Source organism: Algihabitans albus, assembly GCF_003572205.1.
Lineage (GTDB): Bacteria > Pseudomonadota > Alphaproteobacteria > Kiloniellales > DSM-21159 > Algihabitans > Algihabitans albus.
On sequence record NZ_QXNY01000002.1, the window covers coordinates 263,303 to 279,563 of the forward strand.

21 protein-coding genes are annotated in these 16,261 nt (G+C 64.1%); 5 read left to right on the forward strand and 16 right to left on the reverse strand.

Translation table 11 applies throughout. The features are described from left to right. Positions 1 to 5: 5 nt before the first annotated feature. From DBZ32_RS02785 to DBZ32_RS02800, 4 genes are read left to right on the forward strand one after another with little or no spacing between them, the layout of a single operon-like run. Entirely contained in the window at positions 6 to 899 is an 894-nt protein-coding gene (locus DBZ32_RS02785) for an SDR family oxidoreductase (RefSeq protein ID WP_119165591.1), read from the forward strand. 13 nt (positions 900 to 912) lie between these two features. Beyond that, entirely contained in the window at positions 913 to 1,410 is a 498-nt protein-coding gene (locus DBZ32_RS21990; protein ID WP_162906529.1) for a cupin domain-containing protein, read from the forward strand. Next, positions 1,325 to 1,501 (forward strand): Atu4866 domain-containing protein, encoded by a 177-nt coding sequence (locus DBZ32_RS22790; protein WP_119165593.1) that lies wholly within the window; start codon positions 1,325 to 1,327, stop codon positions 1,499 to 1,501. The genes DBZ32_RS21990 and DBZ32_RS22790 overlap by 86 nt, the downstream gene beginning before the upstream one ends. A gap of 60 nt (positions 1,502 to 1,561) precedes the next feature. Next, the gene (locus DBZ32_RS02800; protein ID WP_119165594.1) at positions 1,562 to 2,476 is read left to right on the forward strand and encodes a LysR family transcriptional regulator; all 915 of its coding nucleotides are present in this window, start codon (positions 1,562 to 1,564) and stop codon (positions 2,474 to 2,476) included. Here the strand turns inward: DBZ32_RS02800 and DBZ32_RS02805 are convergent. The 12 genes from DBZ32_RS02805 to DBZ32_RS02860 form a co-directional block, all read right to left on the reverse strand. After that, positions 2,418 to 2,675 (reverse strand): DUF2274 domain-containing protein, encoded by a 258-nt coding sequence (locus tag DBZ32_RS02805; protein ID WP_119165595.1) that lies wholly within the window; start codon positions 2,673 to 2,675, stop codon positions 2,418 to 2,420. The genes DBZ32_RS02800 and DBZ32_RS02805 overlap by 59 nt on opposite strands. Before the next feature lie 3 nt (positions 2,676 to 2,678). Further along, positions 2,679 to 3,896: a TrbI/VirB10 family protein gene (locus DBZ32_RS02810; RefSeq protein WP_119165596.1), complete on the reverse strand. Its 1,218-nt coding sequence runs from the start codon at positions 3,894 to 3,896 to the stop codon at positions 2,679 to 2,681. Beyond that, a complete protein-coding gene (gene trbG / locus DBZ32_RS02815; protein WP_119165597.1) occupies positions 3,893 to 4,915 on the reverse strand; it encodes a P-type conjugative transfer protein TrbG in 1,023 nt (340 codons plus the stop codon). Before trbG ends, DBZ32_RS02810 begins: the two co-directional genes overlap by 4 nt. After that, a complete protein-coding gene (gene trbF, locus DBZ32_RS02820) occupies positions 4,912 to 5,601 on the reverse strand; it encodes a conjugal transfer protein TrbF (RefSeq protein ID WP_119165598.1) in 690 nt (229 codons plus the stop codon). Before trbF ends, trbG begins: the two co-directional genes overlap by 4 nt. After that, positions 5,598 to 6,893, reverse strand: a complete 1,296-nt coding sequence (trbL, locus tag DBZ32_RS02825) for a P-type conjugative transfer protein TrbL (protein WP_119165599.1) — start codon at positions 6,891 to 6,893, stop codon at positions 5,598 to 5,600. The genes trbF and trbL overlap by 4 nt, the downstream gene beginning before the upstream one ends. 5 nt (positions 6,894 to 6,898) lie before the next feature. Continuing rightward, on the reverse strand, positions 6,899 to 7,180 hold the full coding sequence (gene trbK-alt / locus DBZ32_RS02830; RefSeq protein ID WP_119165600.1) for a putative entry exclusion protein TrbK-alt: 282 nt from the start codon (positions 7,178 to 7,180) through the stop codon (positions 6,899 to 6,901). Between the two features lies 1 nt (position 7,181). Beyond that, positions 7,182 to 7,958 (reverse strand): P-type conjugative transfer protein TrbJ, encoded by a 777-nt coding sequence (trbJ, locus tag DBZ32_RS02835; protein WP_119165601.1) that lies wholly within the window; start codon positions 7,956 to 7,958, stop codon positions 7,182 to 7,184. Then, positions 7,955 to 10,426, reverse strand: a complete 2,472-nt coding sequence (gene trbE, locus DBZ32_RS02840; RefSeq protein ID WP_119165602.1) for a conjugal transfer protein TrbE — start codon at positions 10,424 to 10,426, stop codon at positions 7,955 to 7,957. The genes trbJ and trbE overlap by 4 nt, the downstream gene beginning before the upstream one ends. Before the next feature lie 3 nt (positions 10,427 to 10,429). After that, on the reverse strand, positions 10,430 to 10,699 hold the full coding sequence (locus DBZ32_RS02845) for a VirB3 family type IV secretion system protein (RefSeq protein WP_119165603.1): 270 nt from the start codon (positions 10,697 to 10,699) through the stop codon (positions 10,430 to 10,432). Next, on the reverse strand, positions 10,699 to 11,028 hold the full coding sequence (locus DBZ32_RS02850; RefSeq protein WP_119165604.1) for a TrbC/VirB2 family protein: 330 nt from the start codon (positions 11,026 to 11,028) through the stop codon (positions 10,699 to 10,701). The genes DBZ32_RS02845 and DBZ32_RS02850 overlap by 1 nt, the downstream gene beginning before the upstream one ends. Next, positions 11,025 to 11,993, reverse strand: a complete 969-nt coding sequence (gene trbB, locus DBZ32_RS02855) for a P-type conjugative transfer ATPase TrbB (protein ID WP_119165605.1) — start codon at positions 11,991 to 11,993, stop codon at positions 11,025 to 11,027. Before trbB ends, DBZ32_RS02850 begins: the two co-directional genes overlap by 4 nt. Positions 11,994 to 12,195: 202 nt before the next feature. Next, a complete protein-coding gene (locus DBZ32_RS02860) occupies positions 12,196 to 13,176 on the reverse strand; it encodes a LysR family transcriptional regulator (RefSeq protein ID WP_119165606.1) in 981 nt (326 codons plus the stop codon). 151 nt (positions 13,177 to 13,327) lie between these two features. Here DBZ32_RS02860 and DBZ32_RS02865 point away from each other — a divergent pair, with 151 nt between their 5' ends. Further along, positions 13,328 to 13,786 carry a YybH family protein gene (locus tag DBZ32_RS02865; RefSeq protein ID WP_119165607.1) on the forward strand — a complete coding sequence of 153 codons (459 nt, stop codon included), beginning with the start codon at positions 13,328 to 13,330 and terminating at the stop codon, positions 13,784 to 13,786. 108 nt (positions 13,787 to 13,894) lie between these two features. On the opposite strand, the gene DBZ32_RS02870 is transcribed toward DBZ32_RS02865, so the two are convergent. From DBZ32_RS02870 to DBZ32_RS02880, 4 genes are all read right to left on the reverse strand, one after another. After that, on the reverse strand, positions 13,895 to 14,836 hold the full coding sequence (locus DBZ32_RS02870; RefSeq protein WP_208539082.1) for an alpha/beta hydrolase family protein: 942 nt from the start codon (positions 14,834 to 14,836) through the stop codon (positions 13,895 to 13,897). A gap of 118 nt (positions 14,837 to 14,954) precedes the next feature. Further along, the gene (locus tag DBZ32_RS21995) at positions 14,955 to 15,122 is read right to left on the reverse strand and encodes a hypothetical protein (protein WP_162906530.1); all 168 of its coding nucleotides are present in this window, start codon (positions 15,120 to 15,122) and stop codon (positions 14,955 to 14,957) included. A gap of 61 nt (positions 15,123 to 15,183) precedes the next feature. Next, positions 15,184 to 15,714, reverse strand: a complete 531-nt coding sequence (locus DBZ32_RS02875) for a protein-methionine-sulfoxide reductase heme-binding subunit MsrQ (RefSeq protein WP_208539083.1) — start codon at positions 15,712 to 15,714, stop codon at positions 15,184 to 15,186. Positions 15,715 to 15,758: 44 nt separating this feature from the next. After that, positions 15,759 to 16,223 (reverse strand): helix-hairpin-helix domain-containing protein, encoded by a 465-nt coding sequence (locus DBZ32_RS02880; RefSeq protein WP_119165609.1) that lies wholly within the window; start codon positions 16,221 to 16,223, stop codon positions 15,759 to 15,761. Positions 16,224 to 16,261 lie beyond the last annotated feature (38 nt).

Below are 16,261 nucleotides of genomic sequence, written 5' to 3' on the forward strand. Positions count from 1 at the left end.
GACCCATGAAGATTTTCGTTACCGGCGCAACCGGTTTCGTCGGTTCGGCTATCGTGGATGAACTGCGCAACCGAGGCCATGACATCGTCGGTCTGGCGCGCAGCGAAAGCTCCGCCAACGCGCTAAGCGACGCGGGGCTTAACGTCCATCGTGGCAATATCGCCGATCCCGAGAGCGTCACCTCCGCCTTGAGCCAGGTAGACGCGGTGATACATACAGCTTTCAACCATGACTTTTCCCGATACCTGGAGAACTGCGAGGCCGACGGCCGATTGCTGGATGCGCTAGCCCGTGCGTTGGAAGGCACGGACAAAGCGCTGATCGCGACCTCGGTCACCATCGTGACCCCGTCAGGCGAACTCTCCACCGAAAACGACCGTGCCCTAGACCAGGTTCCGCGTAGCGCATCGGAAGCTTTTCTGGACTATGCTAACAGGGGTGTTCAGACAAGCGTCGTTCGCCTTCCGCCGAGCGTTCACGGTGCGGGCGACACTGCTTTCGTTCCCGCGCTAATAGCTTTGGCGCGGAAGCGCGGAGTATCAGCTTACGTTGATGACGGCGCGAACCGCTGGCCTGCGGTCCATCGCGACGACGCGGCACGACTTTTCTGCGATGCCGTCGAACGGCCCCGGCCTGCTGCGCGATACCACGCGGTCGCCGAAACCGGCCTTCCGTTCCGAGAGATCGCCGAAGCCATCGGAGACGGTTTGGGCGTCCCCGCGGAGAGTGTCCCCAATGATTGGGCCGAGGTTCATTTTGGTTGGTTAGCGATGTTCGCGGCGATCGATAACCCCGTTTCAAACGATTGGACGCGTGAGGCAACCGGTTGGGCATCGCGCGAGGTTGGGTTGATCTCAGACATGCGCAATGCCGGCTATTTCAGCACGCCATCCGACTGAGGAGAGACCCATCATGCAAAGAGAGTTCGTCGCGCTTCCCGTTATCGCCGGCTTGATGGCCTGCTCGCCTTTGCTGGCGAGCGCCCAGTCGAGCGAGGGCGCGGTCCTCCCGGAAAGCGGCGCGACGATGACGGTGATCCCGTTGGGGGACGCCCTCGACCGGGAGTTCCGCCCGCTCTATGACGCGAGGCCGGAAGGTCCGAACCTCCTCGTGCTGGAGGGCGATCCCAAAAACAGGCCGTCCCTCACCCTGTTCCGGTACGGCCGCGACTACACCGGAAGCGGCAATCTGCACTTCCACACCCACGCCTACCGCCTCTGGCTCATCGAGGGCGAACTGAAGCATTGGGGCGCGGGCGGCAGCGAGGACGCCGCCCCCGTACTCCACCCAGGCTCTTTTGTGCATCAGCCGGCCGGAGAGCTCCATGCCGCCAATTGCCTCGCCGAGCGCTGCACCGCTTACGTCATATTCGACGGGCCGATCGAGACCGGGTTTCCCGAAGATCGATGATCGCAGATGCCATGACACCGGCTTTGCTGCAGACGGTGAGTTTCGCGACGGGGTCTTGTATCACACCGGCCTGGTCCGCTATCGGCGATAGGCTGTGACGTCGCGGAGTGCCGATAGAGTGCCGACACCGGATCCGCCTCGCGATCAACGATTGGACCTGCTGCCGATCAAGATGCAGCATCTTCTCAACCTCTTGATTGTGGCGGAAACGGGAAGCTTTCGGAAGGCAGGAACGCACCTCGACATCGGGCAATCGGCAGTGAGCCGGAGGGTCCAACGCCTCGAAGATCTGCTCGGCGTGTCGCTTTTCGAGCGGCGGCCGGGCGGAGCGCGCTTGACGCCGGTCGGGAACCGTTTCGCAGAGAGAGTGCGAAGGATCCTGGATGACCTTAACGAAGCGATCGAGGCCGCGCAGTCGGGAGCCGTAGCGCAAATTGGAGTATTAAGGCTCGGCCTCATTGAGTCGTTTTCGCGGGGACCCCTGCGCGGGGTCATCGAACGATTCCTGGCAGAATACGCGGATGTGGAACTCAACCTCATCGAATCGGACCGCAGTGATCTGTTCACCTTGCTCAGCCATCGGCGGATCGACTTGGTCTACGCAGCCGGCATGCCGACACCCGAAATCGGCGATGGACTATTACTCGCAAACGAAACCATCTTCCTCGCTGTTCCGTCTCAGCACCAATGGGCGTGTCGGGAGCGGCTCAGCTGGAAGGAGATCGAGGCCGCGACATTCATCGTCAGCGCCCGGGAACCTGGACCTGCGATCCACGACTACATCGTGCGCCGGACTAGCAATCTGGGCCGAGTGGCAAGCGTCCGCCGGCATCGCTTCGGTCGGGAAGGCATAATGAGCCTCGTCGGACTTGGCCTCGGCGTCAGTCTGGTGGCCGATCATTGGAGGGGCGTGCGCTACCCCAATGTAACCTTCGTCCCGCTTGGAGATGAGGACGAACGTGTGCCGTTCTCGCTTAGTTGGCGGCCGGAGAACGACAATCCGGCGCTCAGGCGGTTTCTGAGTCTGGCGCGGATCGAGGCGAAGCGGAACGGCGCTCTTTCCTGAGCTTCGCGAACCCCCGATCCGTCGCCATGAACCGGGCCAGCATGGGCGCGATCAGCTTCGTCGGTTCGTGGGCCTGGCCGGTCTCTCGGGCGAGCGCTTCGGCATAGGCGACCAGGTCGCGATGGATGTCGGGAGGCAAGTCCAGACTCACCTTTATGGGCTTGTCGTCGGGAATGGGTCCGAGTTTCAACTTGGTCATCGATTAGCTTTCATAGGGTTCGAGGATGAGATCGCGGGTGACCATGACGCGCACCGGGAAACCGGGGCGGATGGTCAGCGTCGGCGGCACGGTGAGCTGACGGCGTACAATCTCGTCGCCGGCGCGTCCGATCGTATCCTGGGCGCCGTCCCGGATGGCTTCGGCGATCTCGTCGTCATCGTCCTGTCCGAACTCCAGGCCGATATTGAGGATTGTCGCGAGACCGGCGGCGCGGAGAAGCTGGCCCCAGTGATAGTCGACGCCATCTTCGAGACCGGCGTAACCCTGTTCGTCGGCGCCGGGCTGACGTTCCAAAACAATCGACCGGCCGTTCGGCAGGATCATCTGGGTCCAGACCAGCAAGACGCGGCGCTGGCCGAAGGCGACGCGGCTGTCATACTCGCCGATGAGCCGCGCGCCTTGCGGGACCAGCAGGAAACGCCCGGTCGGGCTATCATAGATGTGCTGCGTGACTTGGGCGGTGATCTGGCCGGGCAGATCGGAGCGCAGACCCGTCACCAGGGCGGCGGGGATAACCGAGCCGGCCTGAAGCACGTAAGGGCTCGCCGGATCGGTGGAACGTTCGCCGCTGGTCGTGCGCCGATCGACTGGCTCGTCGAGAAACTCTTGGCGCCTATCGACCGCGTCCGGCTCCGATCCAGGCTGCGCGGCCGTCGGAAACACCGTCCGCGGATCGATCTGCGGGCCTGTCGGGGCTGGGATGTCCAGCAGGTCGCCGCTTTCGGCGGTGCTGGCGTCGTGGAACAGGCGGCTGAGCCGCGCGGCTTCCTGCTCCTGCAAACGCATCTGTTCTTCGGGGTCCATCGCCGGACCAGGAGCGACCGGCGCGACTGGCACAGGCTCGCCGCGCTCGCGCGCCGCCAGCACCGGCCGCCCGAGTTCGCCCGGCAGCGGCGGACCCAGTTGTGGGACCTGGCTGTAATCCTCCGGCAGCGATAACAGCTCGTCGGCGGTCGGCACGCGCTCGGTGTTGAACAGCTCCGCCGGTCCTTCGCCGCGCTCCGGGTCCTGCAGCGCGACGATCAGGATCGCGCCGAGGCTCAGTCCGCCGACGGCGGCGAGGACGCCGAGTGCCTTGCGGGACAGGCGCATGACGCGCGGAGGATCGGGCCGCAGGCGCAGCTCGGCCGCGATCTCAGCCTCTGGACGCGGGCCAGGCCGGATCTCCCTCTCGTCCCGGCCGTCGCCAGACTCGCTCATGAGTCCGCTCCGTCATGGCGGTGCGGCACGCGCCGCACCCCGTCGGTGCGGACGATGCGCACCACCTGCTGACGAGCGCCAAGGCGCAGTTCGGCCGCGGCAAAGAGCCGGTCGACGATGATGTAATTGCGGCGGATGCGGTAGTTGACGAGTTGGCCTTCGCCTTCCGGTCCGATGATGAAGAGCGGCGGCATCTCGCCCTGGCCGATGCCGCGCGGGAACTCGATGAACACCTGCCGGCCGTCGTCGAAGACGCGGCGTGGGCGCCAAGGCGGCCGGTCGCCTTCGATGCGGTAACGGAAGCGGAGATTATCGAGGGCGACGTCGCGACCGATCGGGAGCGCGGCCTCGGCGTCGGCGTTGCCGCGCCGCAGCGCGATCAGTTCGTCTTGCGGATAGCGCCAGGAAACCGAGGCCATATAGGCGCTCGGATGCGCGCGAAGCTCCAGATGGTAGGTCCGCCGGTCGGTATTGATGACGAGGTTGGTGACGATATCGGGCCGGGTCGGCTTGACCAGGATATGCGTGCGCTGCGTCTCGCCGGCCCCGCTGATCGTGTCGCCGATGATCCAGCGCGCCGTGTCGCCCGCCGCGATCGGGCCGTTCCCGACGAGGCTTTCGCCCGACTGGAGGGCGATGTCGGTGACCTGTCCGGGGGATGAATAGACCTGATAGAGCGCCCCGACGCTGTAGGGATAGAGCTGCACCGCATTGATGAAGCCGTCGCGCACGGGTTCGATGCGGGCTGCGGCGTTGGCCGCTTCGATCCGCTCGGGCGGCTCGCCCGCTTCGGGGAGCGGTCCGCCATCCTCGACGGACATGAGCTGTCCCGGAAGCGGCAGCGGGACCGGCCTCTCGACCACTTCGACCGGACGGGCCGGTTCGGGCAGAAGCGTCGCCTCGATCGGCGGCTCGTCATATTCGATCTGCGGCGGGCGGAAGGTCGTGCATCCCGCCAGCGCGGTTGCTGCGAGCAGGATCGCCGGAAGCGCTGCTGAGTGAAGGTTCGTGTTTTTCATTGGGCGCTCTCCCGTGACCAGTTGATGGCGTGAACGAAAATGCCGAGCGGGTTGCTGCGCAGGCGCTCCGCGTCGCGCGGCGGCTGGATTGCGATGGTGAGAATCGCCGTCCAGCGCTCGGTGGCGGCGAGCTGTCCGTTCTGATAGCGGCGCTCGATCCAGGCGACGCGGAAGCTGTTGTCAGAGGCGCGGATGACGCTGGAGACCTCGACGGAGATCTGCGTCTGGCCGACCCGCGCAAAGGGATCGTTGATCCGCGCATAGTCGTTGAGCGCCAGGGCGCCGCGGTCGGTAGTGAAATCGTAGGCGCGCAGCCAGCTCTGGCGCAGCACGATCGGGTCGGCCGGGATTTGCCGAACATTCTCGATGAAGCGCGCCAGGTGGAAGGCGATCTGCGGGTCGGTCGGCCGGTAGTCCGCGGTTGCGGGCGCAACGGCCTGGGCCTGTCCGAGTTCGTCGACCTCGACGACATATGGGACGATGGTCCCTTGCGTCGATTGCCAGGCCAGCGCGCCCGCGAGTCCGCCGGAGAGCGCAAGGCAGCAGAAGGCCATGAGCCGCCAGTTGCGCGCCTGAATGCGCGCCGAGCCGATGCGTTCGTCCCAGGCTTGCGCCGCCTTCTGGTAGGGCGTGACCGGTTCGGGGCTTGTGGCGTAACGAACACTGGGGCGTTTGAAGAGGCTCATGGTTTCTCCGAAAGGCTGACCGACGGTCCGCCGCCGCCATGGTCGCCGGAACGGACGACATGGGCGGCCGTGGCGACGCCGTGGTGCATGGCTTGCTGGCGCTTGAGGCGCTGCGCCCAGGCGGGCGGACCGTCATTGGCGGGCGCGGGCAGATCGGGCGTGTTCGAGAACTTGCCGCCGGTGGCGGTGAAAGCGGCGCGCGATCCTTCGGCCTGGCTTTGCTTGAGACTGTCGGCGGCCTTGCGCAGCGGGCTTGCCGCCGCGCTCATGCCGGCCTTGCCGACGCTGGCGAGACCGGCGGCGACACCGGGCGCGCCACCTCCGGCGGCCGAGCTGCCGAGCCGATAGGCGGTTGAAGCGCCGCCGGCGACGGACGCCGCGCCGCGCGCGCCTGCGCCCACGGCCCCGGCGGCCATGCCGCCCGCCATCGCTCCGCCGACGGCGAGACCGCCTGCCGCGAGCCCGGTGCCGACCGCGGCGCCTGCGCCAAGCTGCGGTCCGCCGGAGACGATACCGTTGGCGATGCCGGGGCCGAAGATGCCGAGCGCCAACAGCGACAGCGCCGCGAGCACCACGGCCATAGCGTCCTCGATGGTCGGCTCGCCGGTGAAGCCGGCGGTGAACTCGCCGAAGATGGTCGATCCGATGCCGACGATGACGGCGAGCACCAGGACTTTCACACCCGAGGAGATGACGAGGCCGAGCACGCGCTCGGCCATGAAGGCGGTTTTGCCGAAGAGGCCGAAGGGCACGAGGATGAAACCGGCGAGCGTCGCCAGCTTGAATTCGATCAGCGTCACGAAGAGCTGGATCGCGAGGATGAAGAAGGACAGGAGAACGATCACCCAGGCGAACAGCAGGATCGCGATCTGGAGGAAGTTTTCAAAGAACGAGACGAAGCCCATCAGTTCGCCGATGGCTTCGAGCAGCGGCCGGCCGGCGTCGAGGCCGACCTGCGCGATGCGTCCCGGTTGCAGCAATTCGCCTGCGGACAATCCGCCGCCGGAAGCGATCAGGCCGAGACCGGCGAAGCTTTCGAAGACGATGCGCGCGAGCGCGTTCCAGTTGCCGATGATGAAGGCGAAGATGCCGACGAAGAGGGTCTTCTTGACGAGCCGCGCGATAATGTCGTCGTCGGCGCCCCAGGCCCAGAACAGCGCCGCGAGTGTCACGTCGATGACAATCAGAGTGGTCGCGAGGAAAGCGACGTCGCCGCCCAGAAGCCCGAAGCCTGAGTCGATGTAAGACGTGAAGACGTCCAGGAAGCGGTCGACGACGCCCACGCCCTCCATGGCGGCTACTCCTCGTCCCGGCCGTCGCCGGTCTCGCGCGCCGGCGCGAAGAAGCGCCGGCGGTTCTCGGCCCAGGCCGCCTGGCACGCTTTGTCGGTCTCGAGCTCTTCCTGGGCGATCGTTCGGCAGCGTACGAGTTCGGCGCGGAGAGGATCATCGGTAGACAGATCAGCAGCGTTGCGCTCGGGCGAGCTTTCGTCATCGAGTTGAACGGCCGTCGCCAACGCCGCCGCGACCAGGGCGATGACCGCGACGGCGCGCAGCAGGATTTGCGGCTCGCGCGCCATCTCAATCCTGGAACATGCGGACGGTGGTCGGCTCGTAGCCGGTGCCGTAGTCGAGGAACTGGCTGAGGTTCTCCCGCGCCTGGGCCTCGGCCGAGGCGCGCCGCGCGGCTTCGAGGGCCTGGGCGCGGTTCTGTGCCGCGATGGCGGCCGTCAGGTCCGCCATCTGGGTCGATTGCAGGGCGAGGAGCTGGTTGCCGGCCTGCGCAGCCTGCAATGCGCCGGTTGCGCCCTGGCTCTGGGCGACGAGCGTCTGCATCTCGGCGCGGGCGCTGTCGATATTGCCGACGACGCCGGCCTGAACGCGCAGTGCGTCTTCGAAGCCGGCGATCGAGGTCTCCCATCGTTCGCGTGCGCCGCGGACTCTGGTGTCGAAATCGCCCGTTCCGGCCGCCGCACCATAGTCTTCGGCAAAGGCTTGCTCGATGTCGGCGACCGCATGAGCGATCCGCTGGGCTTCGGAGAGGAGCTGCTGCGTGCGCTGCACGGAGGATTGCAGTTGCGCCAGCGAAGAATGCGGCAGGCTCGCAAGGTTGCGGGCCTGGTTGATCAGCATCTGCGCTTCGTTCTGGAGCTGGGCGATTTGGTTGTTGATCTGCTCCAGCGCGCGGGCGGCCGTCAGCAGGTTCTCGGCGTGATTGGTCGGGTCGTAGACGATGCCGCCGAAGCCGCCGCCGAAGAAGGCGTGGGCCGGCGGTGTCGTGATGGTCGTGACGCCGACAGCGGCCGAGGCGAGGATGGTGGCGACGAAGAGCGCGCCGCGCAGGCGTTTACGGGTCATAGTTGGTTCTCCTTCTTTTGTGTGTCAGGTTCGCTGGAGGCCGCTTCGTCGCTTTCGCCCGGGCCCAGAAGCTCTGCGGCCCAGTCGAGGCCGCGATGGTTCAGCCAGGCTGCCGGGAAACCGCCGGCACCGTATTCGGTGAGTAGTTCGGTGATGGTCGCGTGATCGCTCTTTGAGGAGGCTGCCGTGAAGGCAAGCGCGACTTGGCCGAGGCCCAGGTCAAACAGCCGGTTGCCGCGCCGGGATTGTGCGTAGTAGTCGCGTTTCGGCGTGGCGCGGGCGAGAATTTCGATCTGCCGGTCGTTGAGTCCAAAGCGCCCGTAAATAGCTGCGATCTGGGGCTCGAATGCGCGCTCGTTCGGCAGGAACACCCGCGTCGGGCAGCTCTCGATGATCGCCGGGGCTATGTTCGATCCGTCCACGTCGGAAAGCGACTGGGTGGCGAAGAGGACGCTGGCGTTCTTCTTGCGGAGCGTCTTCAGCCATTCCTTGAGCTGGCCGCCGAACGTGGCGTCGTCGAGCGCGAGCCAACCCTCATCGACGATGATCAGACTCGGCCGGCCGTCGAGACGGCCTTCGATACGGTGGAAGAGATAGGCGAGCACGGCCGGGGCGGCCGCCGTGCCGATTAGCCCTTCGGTCTCGAAGGCCTGGACGTCAGCGGCGCCCAGCGCCTCGTGCTCGGCGTCGAGCAGCCGGCCGAACGGGCCGCCGATGCAGTAAGGCTGAAGCGCGCGCTTGAGGTCCTGCGATTGCAGCAGGACGGACAGACCGGTGAGCGTGCGTTCCTCGACCGGCGCCGAAGCGAGCGAGGTGAGCGCCGACCAGAGATGATCCTTGGCGGTGGGATCGATCGTGACGCCTTCGCGGCCGAGCAGACCCGCGAGCCAGTCCTGCGCCCAGCTTCGCTCGGCAGCGTCGTCGATCCGGGCGAACGGCTGCAACGAAACTGCATCCTCTGCGTCTGATAGAGCGCCGGCCAAATCCTCGAAGTCGCCGCCCATGGCGAGCGTCGCACAGCGGATCGAGCCACCGAAATCGAAGGCAAAGACTTGGCTACGCTCGTAGCGCCGAAACTGGAGCGCCATCAGCGCCAGCAAGACGCTCTTGCCTGTGCCGGTCGGTCCGACGATCAGTGTGTGGCCGACATCACCCACATGGGTGGAGAAACGGAACGGCGTCGAGCCCTCAGTGTCGGCGAAGAACAGCGGCGGGCCGTCCAGATGGTCGTTTCGCGCCGGCCCCGCCCAGACCGCCGAAAGCGGAATCATGTGGGCGAGGTTCAGGGTCGAGAGTGGCGGCTGGCGGACGTTGGCGTAGAGATGGCCGGGCAGCGAGCCGAGCCAGGCTTCGACCGCGTTCAGGGTCTCCGCCATGCAGGTGAAATCGCGACCTTGGACGATCTTCTCGACCGCCCTGAGCTTCGCTTCGGCAGTGCGTTCATCCTCGTCCCACACCGTGACGGTCGCGGTGACGTAAGCCGCGCCAACCATGTCCGAGCCGAGCTCCTGCAACGCCGCGTCCGCGTCGACCGCCTTGTTGGCGGCGTCGGAGTCCATCAGCGTCGAGGCTTCGTTGGTCATCACCTCCTTGAGGATCGCGGCTATGCCCTTTCTCTTGGCGAACCATTGCCGGCGGATGCGAGTAAAGAGCTTGGCGGCGTCTGTCCTATCGAGGCAGATGGCGCGGGTCGTCCAGCGATATTCGAAGGCCTGACCGTTGAACTCGTCGAGCAGGCCCGGCCAAGTCGAAGTCGGAAATCCGACGATGGTCAGCGTCTTGAGATGCGCCTCGCCCAATCTGGGGGCCAAGCCGCCGACGAGATCGCAATCGGCGAGCAGCGCATCGAGATACATCGGCGTCTCGGGAACGCGCACGCGTTGGCGTCGCGTCGAGATGGTCGAGTGCAGATAGGTCAGCGTCTCTTCATCGGGGAGCCAAGCCGCTTCCGGCATGAAGCCGTCGAGGAGCCCGAGCAGGCTGTCTGTGCGGCTGATGAAGCTTGTCAGGTGCTCGCGCGGATCGGCGCCGCCGTCCTCCGCGCCTTCATAGAACCAGCGCTCGGCCCGGCTCGTATCGTCGGCCGGCGGCATCCAGACAAGCGTCAGGAAATAGGCGCTTTCGAAGTGCGATCCGGCTTCCTCGAACTGCGCCCGTCGTTCGGCGTCGACCAGGGTCGAGACAGGATCGGGAAACTCCGAGAGCGGATAATCCCGCGCGGGGATACGTTGCGCCTCGACAAACACCGCCCAACCGGACCCGAGCCGCCGAAAGGCGCTGTTAAGCCGGCCGGCGGTCGCGACCAACTCGGCCGGCGTCGCCGAGTCGAGATCGGGACCGCGAAACTGCGCCGTGCGCTGAAGGCTGCCGTCCTTGTTGAGGACGACGCCGGGCGCGATCAGCGCGGCCCAGGGCAGGAAGTCGGCGAGCTTCGACGCCTTGGAGCGGTATTCAGCGAGGCGCATCATAGCTTACGCCTCGAACCAGGTCGGGAAGCGCAGATGCCGGCGCGTGACGTCGACGATGTCCGGGTCGCGCTTGGCGGCCCAAACCGCGGCGATATGACCGACTAACCAGAGTACGAGACCGACGACCCAGAGCCGCAGACCCAATCCGACAGCGGCCGCGAGCGTGCCGTTGGCGATGGCGATCGCCCGCGGCGCGCCACCAAGCAGGATCGGTTCGATCAGCGCCCTGTGGACGGGGGCATAGAAGCCGGGAATGTCGGCGTCGCGCTCCATCAGACGAGCGCCCCACCGCCGAAATCGAAGAACGTCAGGAAGAAAGACGAAGCGGCGAAGGCGATGGAGATGCCGAAAACGATCTGCACCAACCGCCGGAAGCCGCCGCTGGAATCACCGAAGGCGAGCGTGAGCCCGGTGATGATAATGATGATGACCGCGACGATCTTGGCAACAGGACCTTCGATCGATTCCAGAATCGCCTGTAGAGGTTCTTCCCACGGCATGCCGGAGCCCGCCGCATGAGCCGGGTCCGCGATCAGGAAGCCGAGCACGAGCGCTGTGACGTAATAGGGCCAGCGCGGATAGAGGGTTGAGGTGCGAGTCATGAGGGGTCTCCATAGTGGCTGAGGGCGTAATCGTTTTGGGCGTCGAGGCCGGTGACGCGGGCGAGTTCGGCAAGGCGCCGGTCGGCGCCGCGGCCCGCGAGCACAGCGACGAGGTCGATTGTCTCGGCGATCAGCGCGCGTGGGACGGTGACGACGGCTTCTTGGATGAGCTGTTCTAGGCGGCGCAGCGCGCCGACGGCGGAGCCGGCATGGATCGTGCCGATGCCGCCCGGATGACCCGTTCCCCAGGCCTTCAGGAGATCGAGCGCCTCGGATCCGCGCACCTCGCCGATGGGGATGCGATCCGGGCGCAGGCGCAGCGATGAGCGCACGAGATCGGAGAGGGTCGCCACGCCGTCCTTGGTGCGCAACGCGACCAGATTGGGCGTCAGGCATTGCAGCTCGCGCGTGTCCTCGATGAGCACGACGCGGTCGGAGGATTTGGCGACTTCGGCGAGGAGCGCATTGGTCAGCGTCGTCTTGCCGGTCGACGTGCCCCCGGCGATCAGAATGTTGCGGCGCTCTGCGACGGCGGTACGAAGCGCTTCCGCTTCGGCGTCCGACATGATCCCGGCGGCCACATAGTCGTCGAGCGTGAACACTGCGACCGCAGGCTTGCGGATCGCAAAGGCCGGTCCCGCGACGACCGGCGGCAACAGCCCCTCAAAGCGTTCCCCCGTCTCGGGCAGCTCGGCGGAGACGCGTGGATTACCGGCGTGCACTTCAGCACCGACGTGGTGCGCGACGAGCCGGACGATCCGCTCACCATCGGCCGGCGCCAGCCGCTTGCCCGTGTCCGCCAGGCCTTGCTTGAGGCGGTCGAGCCAGAGCCGGCCGTCCGGGTTGAGCATGATCTCGATAACAGCCGGGTCGTCGAGCCAGGTGCCCACATGCGGCCCAAGCGCGGTGCGGAGCATGCGGGAGCCGCGCTTGATCGCTTCTGTTCTGAAAGGTTGGACGGTCATTCGCGGCCCCGCAGTTGCTTACGGGGTCGACTAAGAAGACCGCTATTGGGCCGCGATCAACAGACGTGAAGGCGTAGTAGGGCTATGGCGCGCAAAGACAGGCAATAGCGTAGGGCGTTGAAGGTGGAAGGGCTTCCGGACCGACCTGCCGTTCATCGAACGGCAGGTGTCCGAGAACCCTTCACATAAAACGCCGATATTGTCACGGCCTACGCATGGTCGTGTTGTGGCCCCCGTTTTCTTTCACGCACTCTTCGATGCATTGCCGCATCCAGATATGAGCCGGGTCGCGATCCGTCCGCTCATGCCAGGCGATGCAATAGGTGAATCCCATGGTGTCCGGCATGTCCACGACCTGGACATCCGCCATCTCAGCCACGAGTTCGGCCACACGCCGTGCCATACACAGTACGTGATCGGATTGGCTGACAAGAAGTGGTCCAGCGAGAAAATAGGGAGTGAGGAACGAACCAGATTGGCCCGCACCAGTGAGTTCAAGAAGCGGATCGTCGACCCCCCGTCTAGCGCCTTCAGGATAGGTCAGCAGAACGCGAGGCAATTCGGCAAGCCGCGTTACTGGAACGGTGCCATGTTCGTCGCGGTGTGCGAGGACCGGGTGATCGCGGCGTACGACGCAGGCGAAACGTTCCTGGAAGAGAACATTCTGCCGAAAGCCTTTCGGAAGTGTTTCGTCGGTGTAGAGCGCTAGGTCCAGATACCCTTCCTCGAGTTCGTTGAGTGTGGACGTGTCGAACGTCCGGATATCGATCGAAACTCCCGGAGCCCGAGCGCGCAGGTCACGCGCGACGGGTGCCAACACTACCGCCGCACCATAGTCTGTCGTTGCAATTCGAAACGTTCTCTCCGATGCGGCCGGGTCAAAGCCGCCAGCCGAGAACAGCCTCTCGGCCGAAGAGAGCGCATCTGCCAAGAGCGGAACGAGCTCAACCGCCCTTGCAGTGAGAACGCTGCCACCGCCGGATGCACGCACAATTAGGGGGTCATCGCCAAGCGCGCGGCGCAACTGAGCAAGGAGCCGACTGGCCGCAGGCTGGCTAAGCCCGAGCGCCTCGCCCGACCGGGTTACGCTTCGCGTTTCAAGCAGCAGCGAGAGAAATCGTAGGGCGCGAATGTCGATGTGGCCAAAGCCATATTCATTTGCTTTTTGCATGGCGGTTATCATCTAATCGTCATTTTTCACATGCGCAAGCTATTGCATGGTGTCGGTGCCTGTTTTAGCGCGCCCGCCCTTTGGAAAAGCAGGTACCGCAGGCATCTCTAGCCGCGGCAAAAGCGCCGCGGAGAACAGTTCCAATAATTAGCGGAGCAGCACGATGCCACTTTTGGTTCAGGATCACGGTCCCAAGGAAGATGTCGAGGCCATCCGCGCCCAGTGCGAAGGGTGGATTGCAGCATTCATTGCAAAGGATGTAGACAAGATTCTGACTTACTACGCACCGGGAGACGAATTGATTTCCTACGATATCATGCCGCCCCTCGAGTATTCCGGCCTCGAAGTCTACCGGGAGAGCTGGAAGAATTTTTTCGGTTCTTTTCAAGGAGACCCGGGCTTCGAGCACAGGGATATGCAGATCAAGTGCTCTGGGGATGTCGGTTTCGTCACCAACCTCATCCGTGTCTCGGGCAATATGGGCGGCAAGGACGCCAGCATGTGGCTGCGCGAAACCCACTGCTTTCAAAAAATCGACGGAACCTGGCTGCTGGTCCACGATCACGTATCCGTACCGATGGATATGGCTTCAGGCAGGGCTCTGACCGATCTCACGCCGTAAACCGACGAAAATGCATGTCACGCATTGGTCGTGGCGGGCAGAACCACCGCCCCAGAACCTTCCACGAAGCGCGATGCGCCGCGCTGGCATGCAGGGCGGCGCCCCGTGTCAGTTCATGTGTTTAGCCAGCCAGGCCAGAATTGGCTGCGGCCTCCGTTGAAACTCCATATAGCCGTCCCACCGAACGGACGAATTCTCTATCCAGTGCAGGTACTTCTCGTCCGTCGGTATGTTGTCGTAGACGGCCTGCACGTCGTCCTCTCGCGTCAGAGCATCGTTCTTCACCTGCATCACGAAGGTCGGGACTTGGACGCTCACGGCCCAGTCAGGCGGGCGCATGTCCTTGAAACGGATACTGGCTGCAAGGAAGATCTCATCGTCAAGCTGGTCCAGCCAGTCGCCCAAGCCCAGTAAATGAAGGATGCGTGCGTTCACGACACCGACCGAAAGCGGCTGGCAGGCTATCAGGCATTTTACGTCCTCGAGCTCTGTGGGTTCAGTATACATCGCAAACAGTGTCGCGTTGCATCCGTTGCATTTGGAGAAGAGACCGACCGACATGGTGCGAAGGTCATCGCGGCTTCGCGCATAAGCGAGCGAACCGATTACGTCGCGCGCTTCGAAACGTCCGCCGCTATTCAACCCGCCGTTGGCAGAACCGCTCATACCGTAATTGCGTTCGTCATAGGTCAAAACGTTGTAGCCGGCATCGTGCAGGATGCGATAGTCGCTCACATAGTCGACTTCGAAATCGTTTCCGCCGAGTACGCCCATTGATCGCCAAGGCTCTAGGTGCGATGGGAAACCATACCGATTGAACGACATCGGGTGGTTGCAGATGACCAATTTATCCGAACCGTTAGCGGGAATGAACCACGCTTCAAGCGGCACGCCGTCCTGCGACGGGAAAGTTACGTTTTCGAACTCAAGCTCGTAGTCGGCCGGCGTCTTGAGCAATGGCGAGCGAATTGGATGCGCCCAATGCTGTGCGATGTCTTTCAACGTTTGGCGAATCTCACTCTCTGTCCTTGGCTTCTCTTCATTCATCATCTGATCTCGCAAATATGTCCCTCGGCGCGTGAAATCGCAGGCAAACCCGATTGACGGACTCTCGAGGCATTCCTCCGGCAACCATGACTTCCCCTTTAACTTCCGGCATCACACCGACTTACGATACGGCGTCTGCCGTGCGCGATGTGCCCAACAACTCCCAGTGAAGAACCAGCAGGCACGGCACGACGAATACCATTAACAGACCGCTGAACAGCGTTCCGAAGCCAAGCACGATGGCCATGTACGCGCTATTTGTCGGGACGATCTCGGCATCTTGCTTCATTGCGCGCTTCGCTCCAAGTCTCCAAATCATAAGAGCGAGGCCACCTTGTCGACCAAACCGATTATGTCCGGCGCGGCACGAAGCGTGCGGCTTGAAGACCAAGCAGGAGGGCGACGTAGATGTAGGCCTCCGTCGGGTTGAATGCGGACATCGCCCAATGGATAATGACGAGCGCAGAGGCGATGTAGACCGATGCGTGCAAACGCTTCCAGTTGTGCCGAAGCGCGCGCACCGAAGCGTCGTTGCTGGTCGCGGCGAGGATGACGAAGATGAAGAAAGCGAGCCAGCCAGTTGCCAGCCAGATTTCCTGACTCTCGGTAACGATACGCTGCAACTCGCCCTTGCGCACAAGATAGACGCCAGTGTGGAGCGCGGCGTAGCCGAAGCTTGCTACTCCGAGATCGCGTCGGCGCCGCACGAGAAAGCGTGTTAGTTTCGTCGCCCCGAGCAGACGGCGCAGCGGTGTCACGGCCAGGGTCGCGATGAGGAGTTGGACGGACCACAGCCCGGTCCGCGAGACGATTTCGCCATAGGTCCAGTTGTCGGTGATCCAGCCGAGGATCGAAATGAATCCCGGCACGGCGAGCACCACCCACAATAGCGGCCTGCCGTTTCCCTTCGCCATCGCCAGCCGCGCTAGTCGTTGAGGACGACATAGGATCGAAGACGTGCGACCTCCGCGTCGTCGACATATTTGCCGATCTCGCGGTTGAACTGTTCGATATCGCCATAGGGGCGATACTCCTCGAACTCATGGATCATGCGGCTCGTCATTCCGGGGATGAGCGCGATCTCCTCGGCGGTTGCCGCATTCAGATCGACCGGTAGAAAAAGCTGCTCATAGATGCGGGGCTTCTGGTCGCCTTCGACCTCACTGGAGACGACGGCATCGAACTGCGCCGTGCGCTCGAATGGCCGCGCCTCCACAATGGCTTGCGCAACCGCCTCGGGGAGCCCGTCCACGTCAGCCAGTTCGGTTGCGGTGGCGGTGTTCGGGTTGAGGCGCGCGTCAGCGTCTTGTCCGAAGGACGGAAACGTGGCCGCGAAGACCACCGACGCTGCGAAGAGCGTCGGACGGATAAGGGAAAGGAGCGTTCTCATTGGGTCTTTCTTTCGGTTTGATCTCGTTGCGTTCAGAT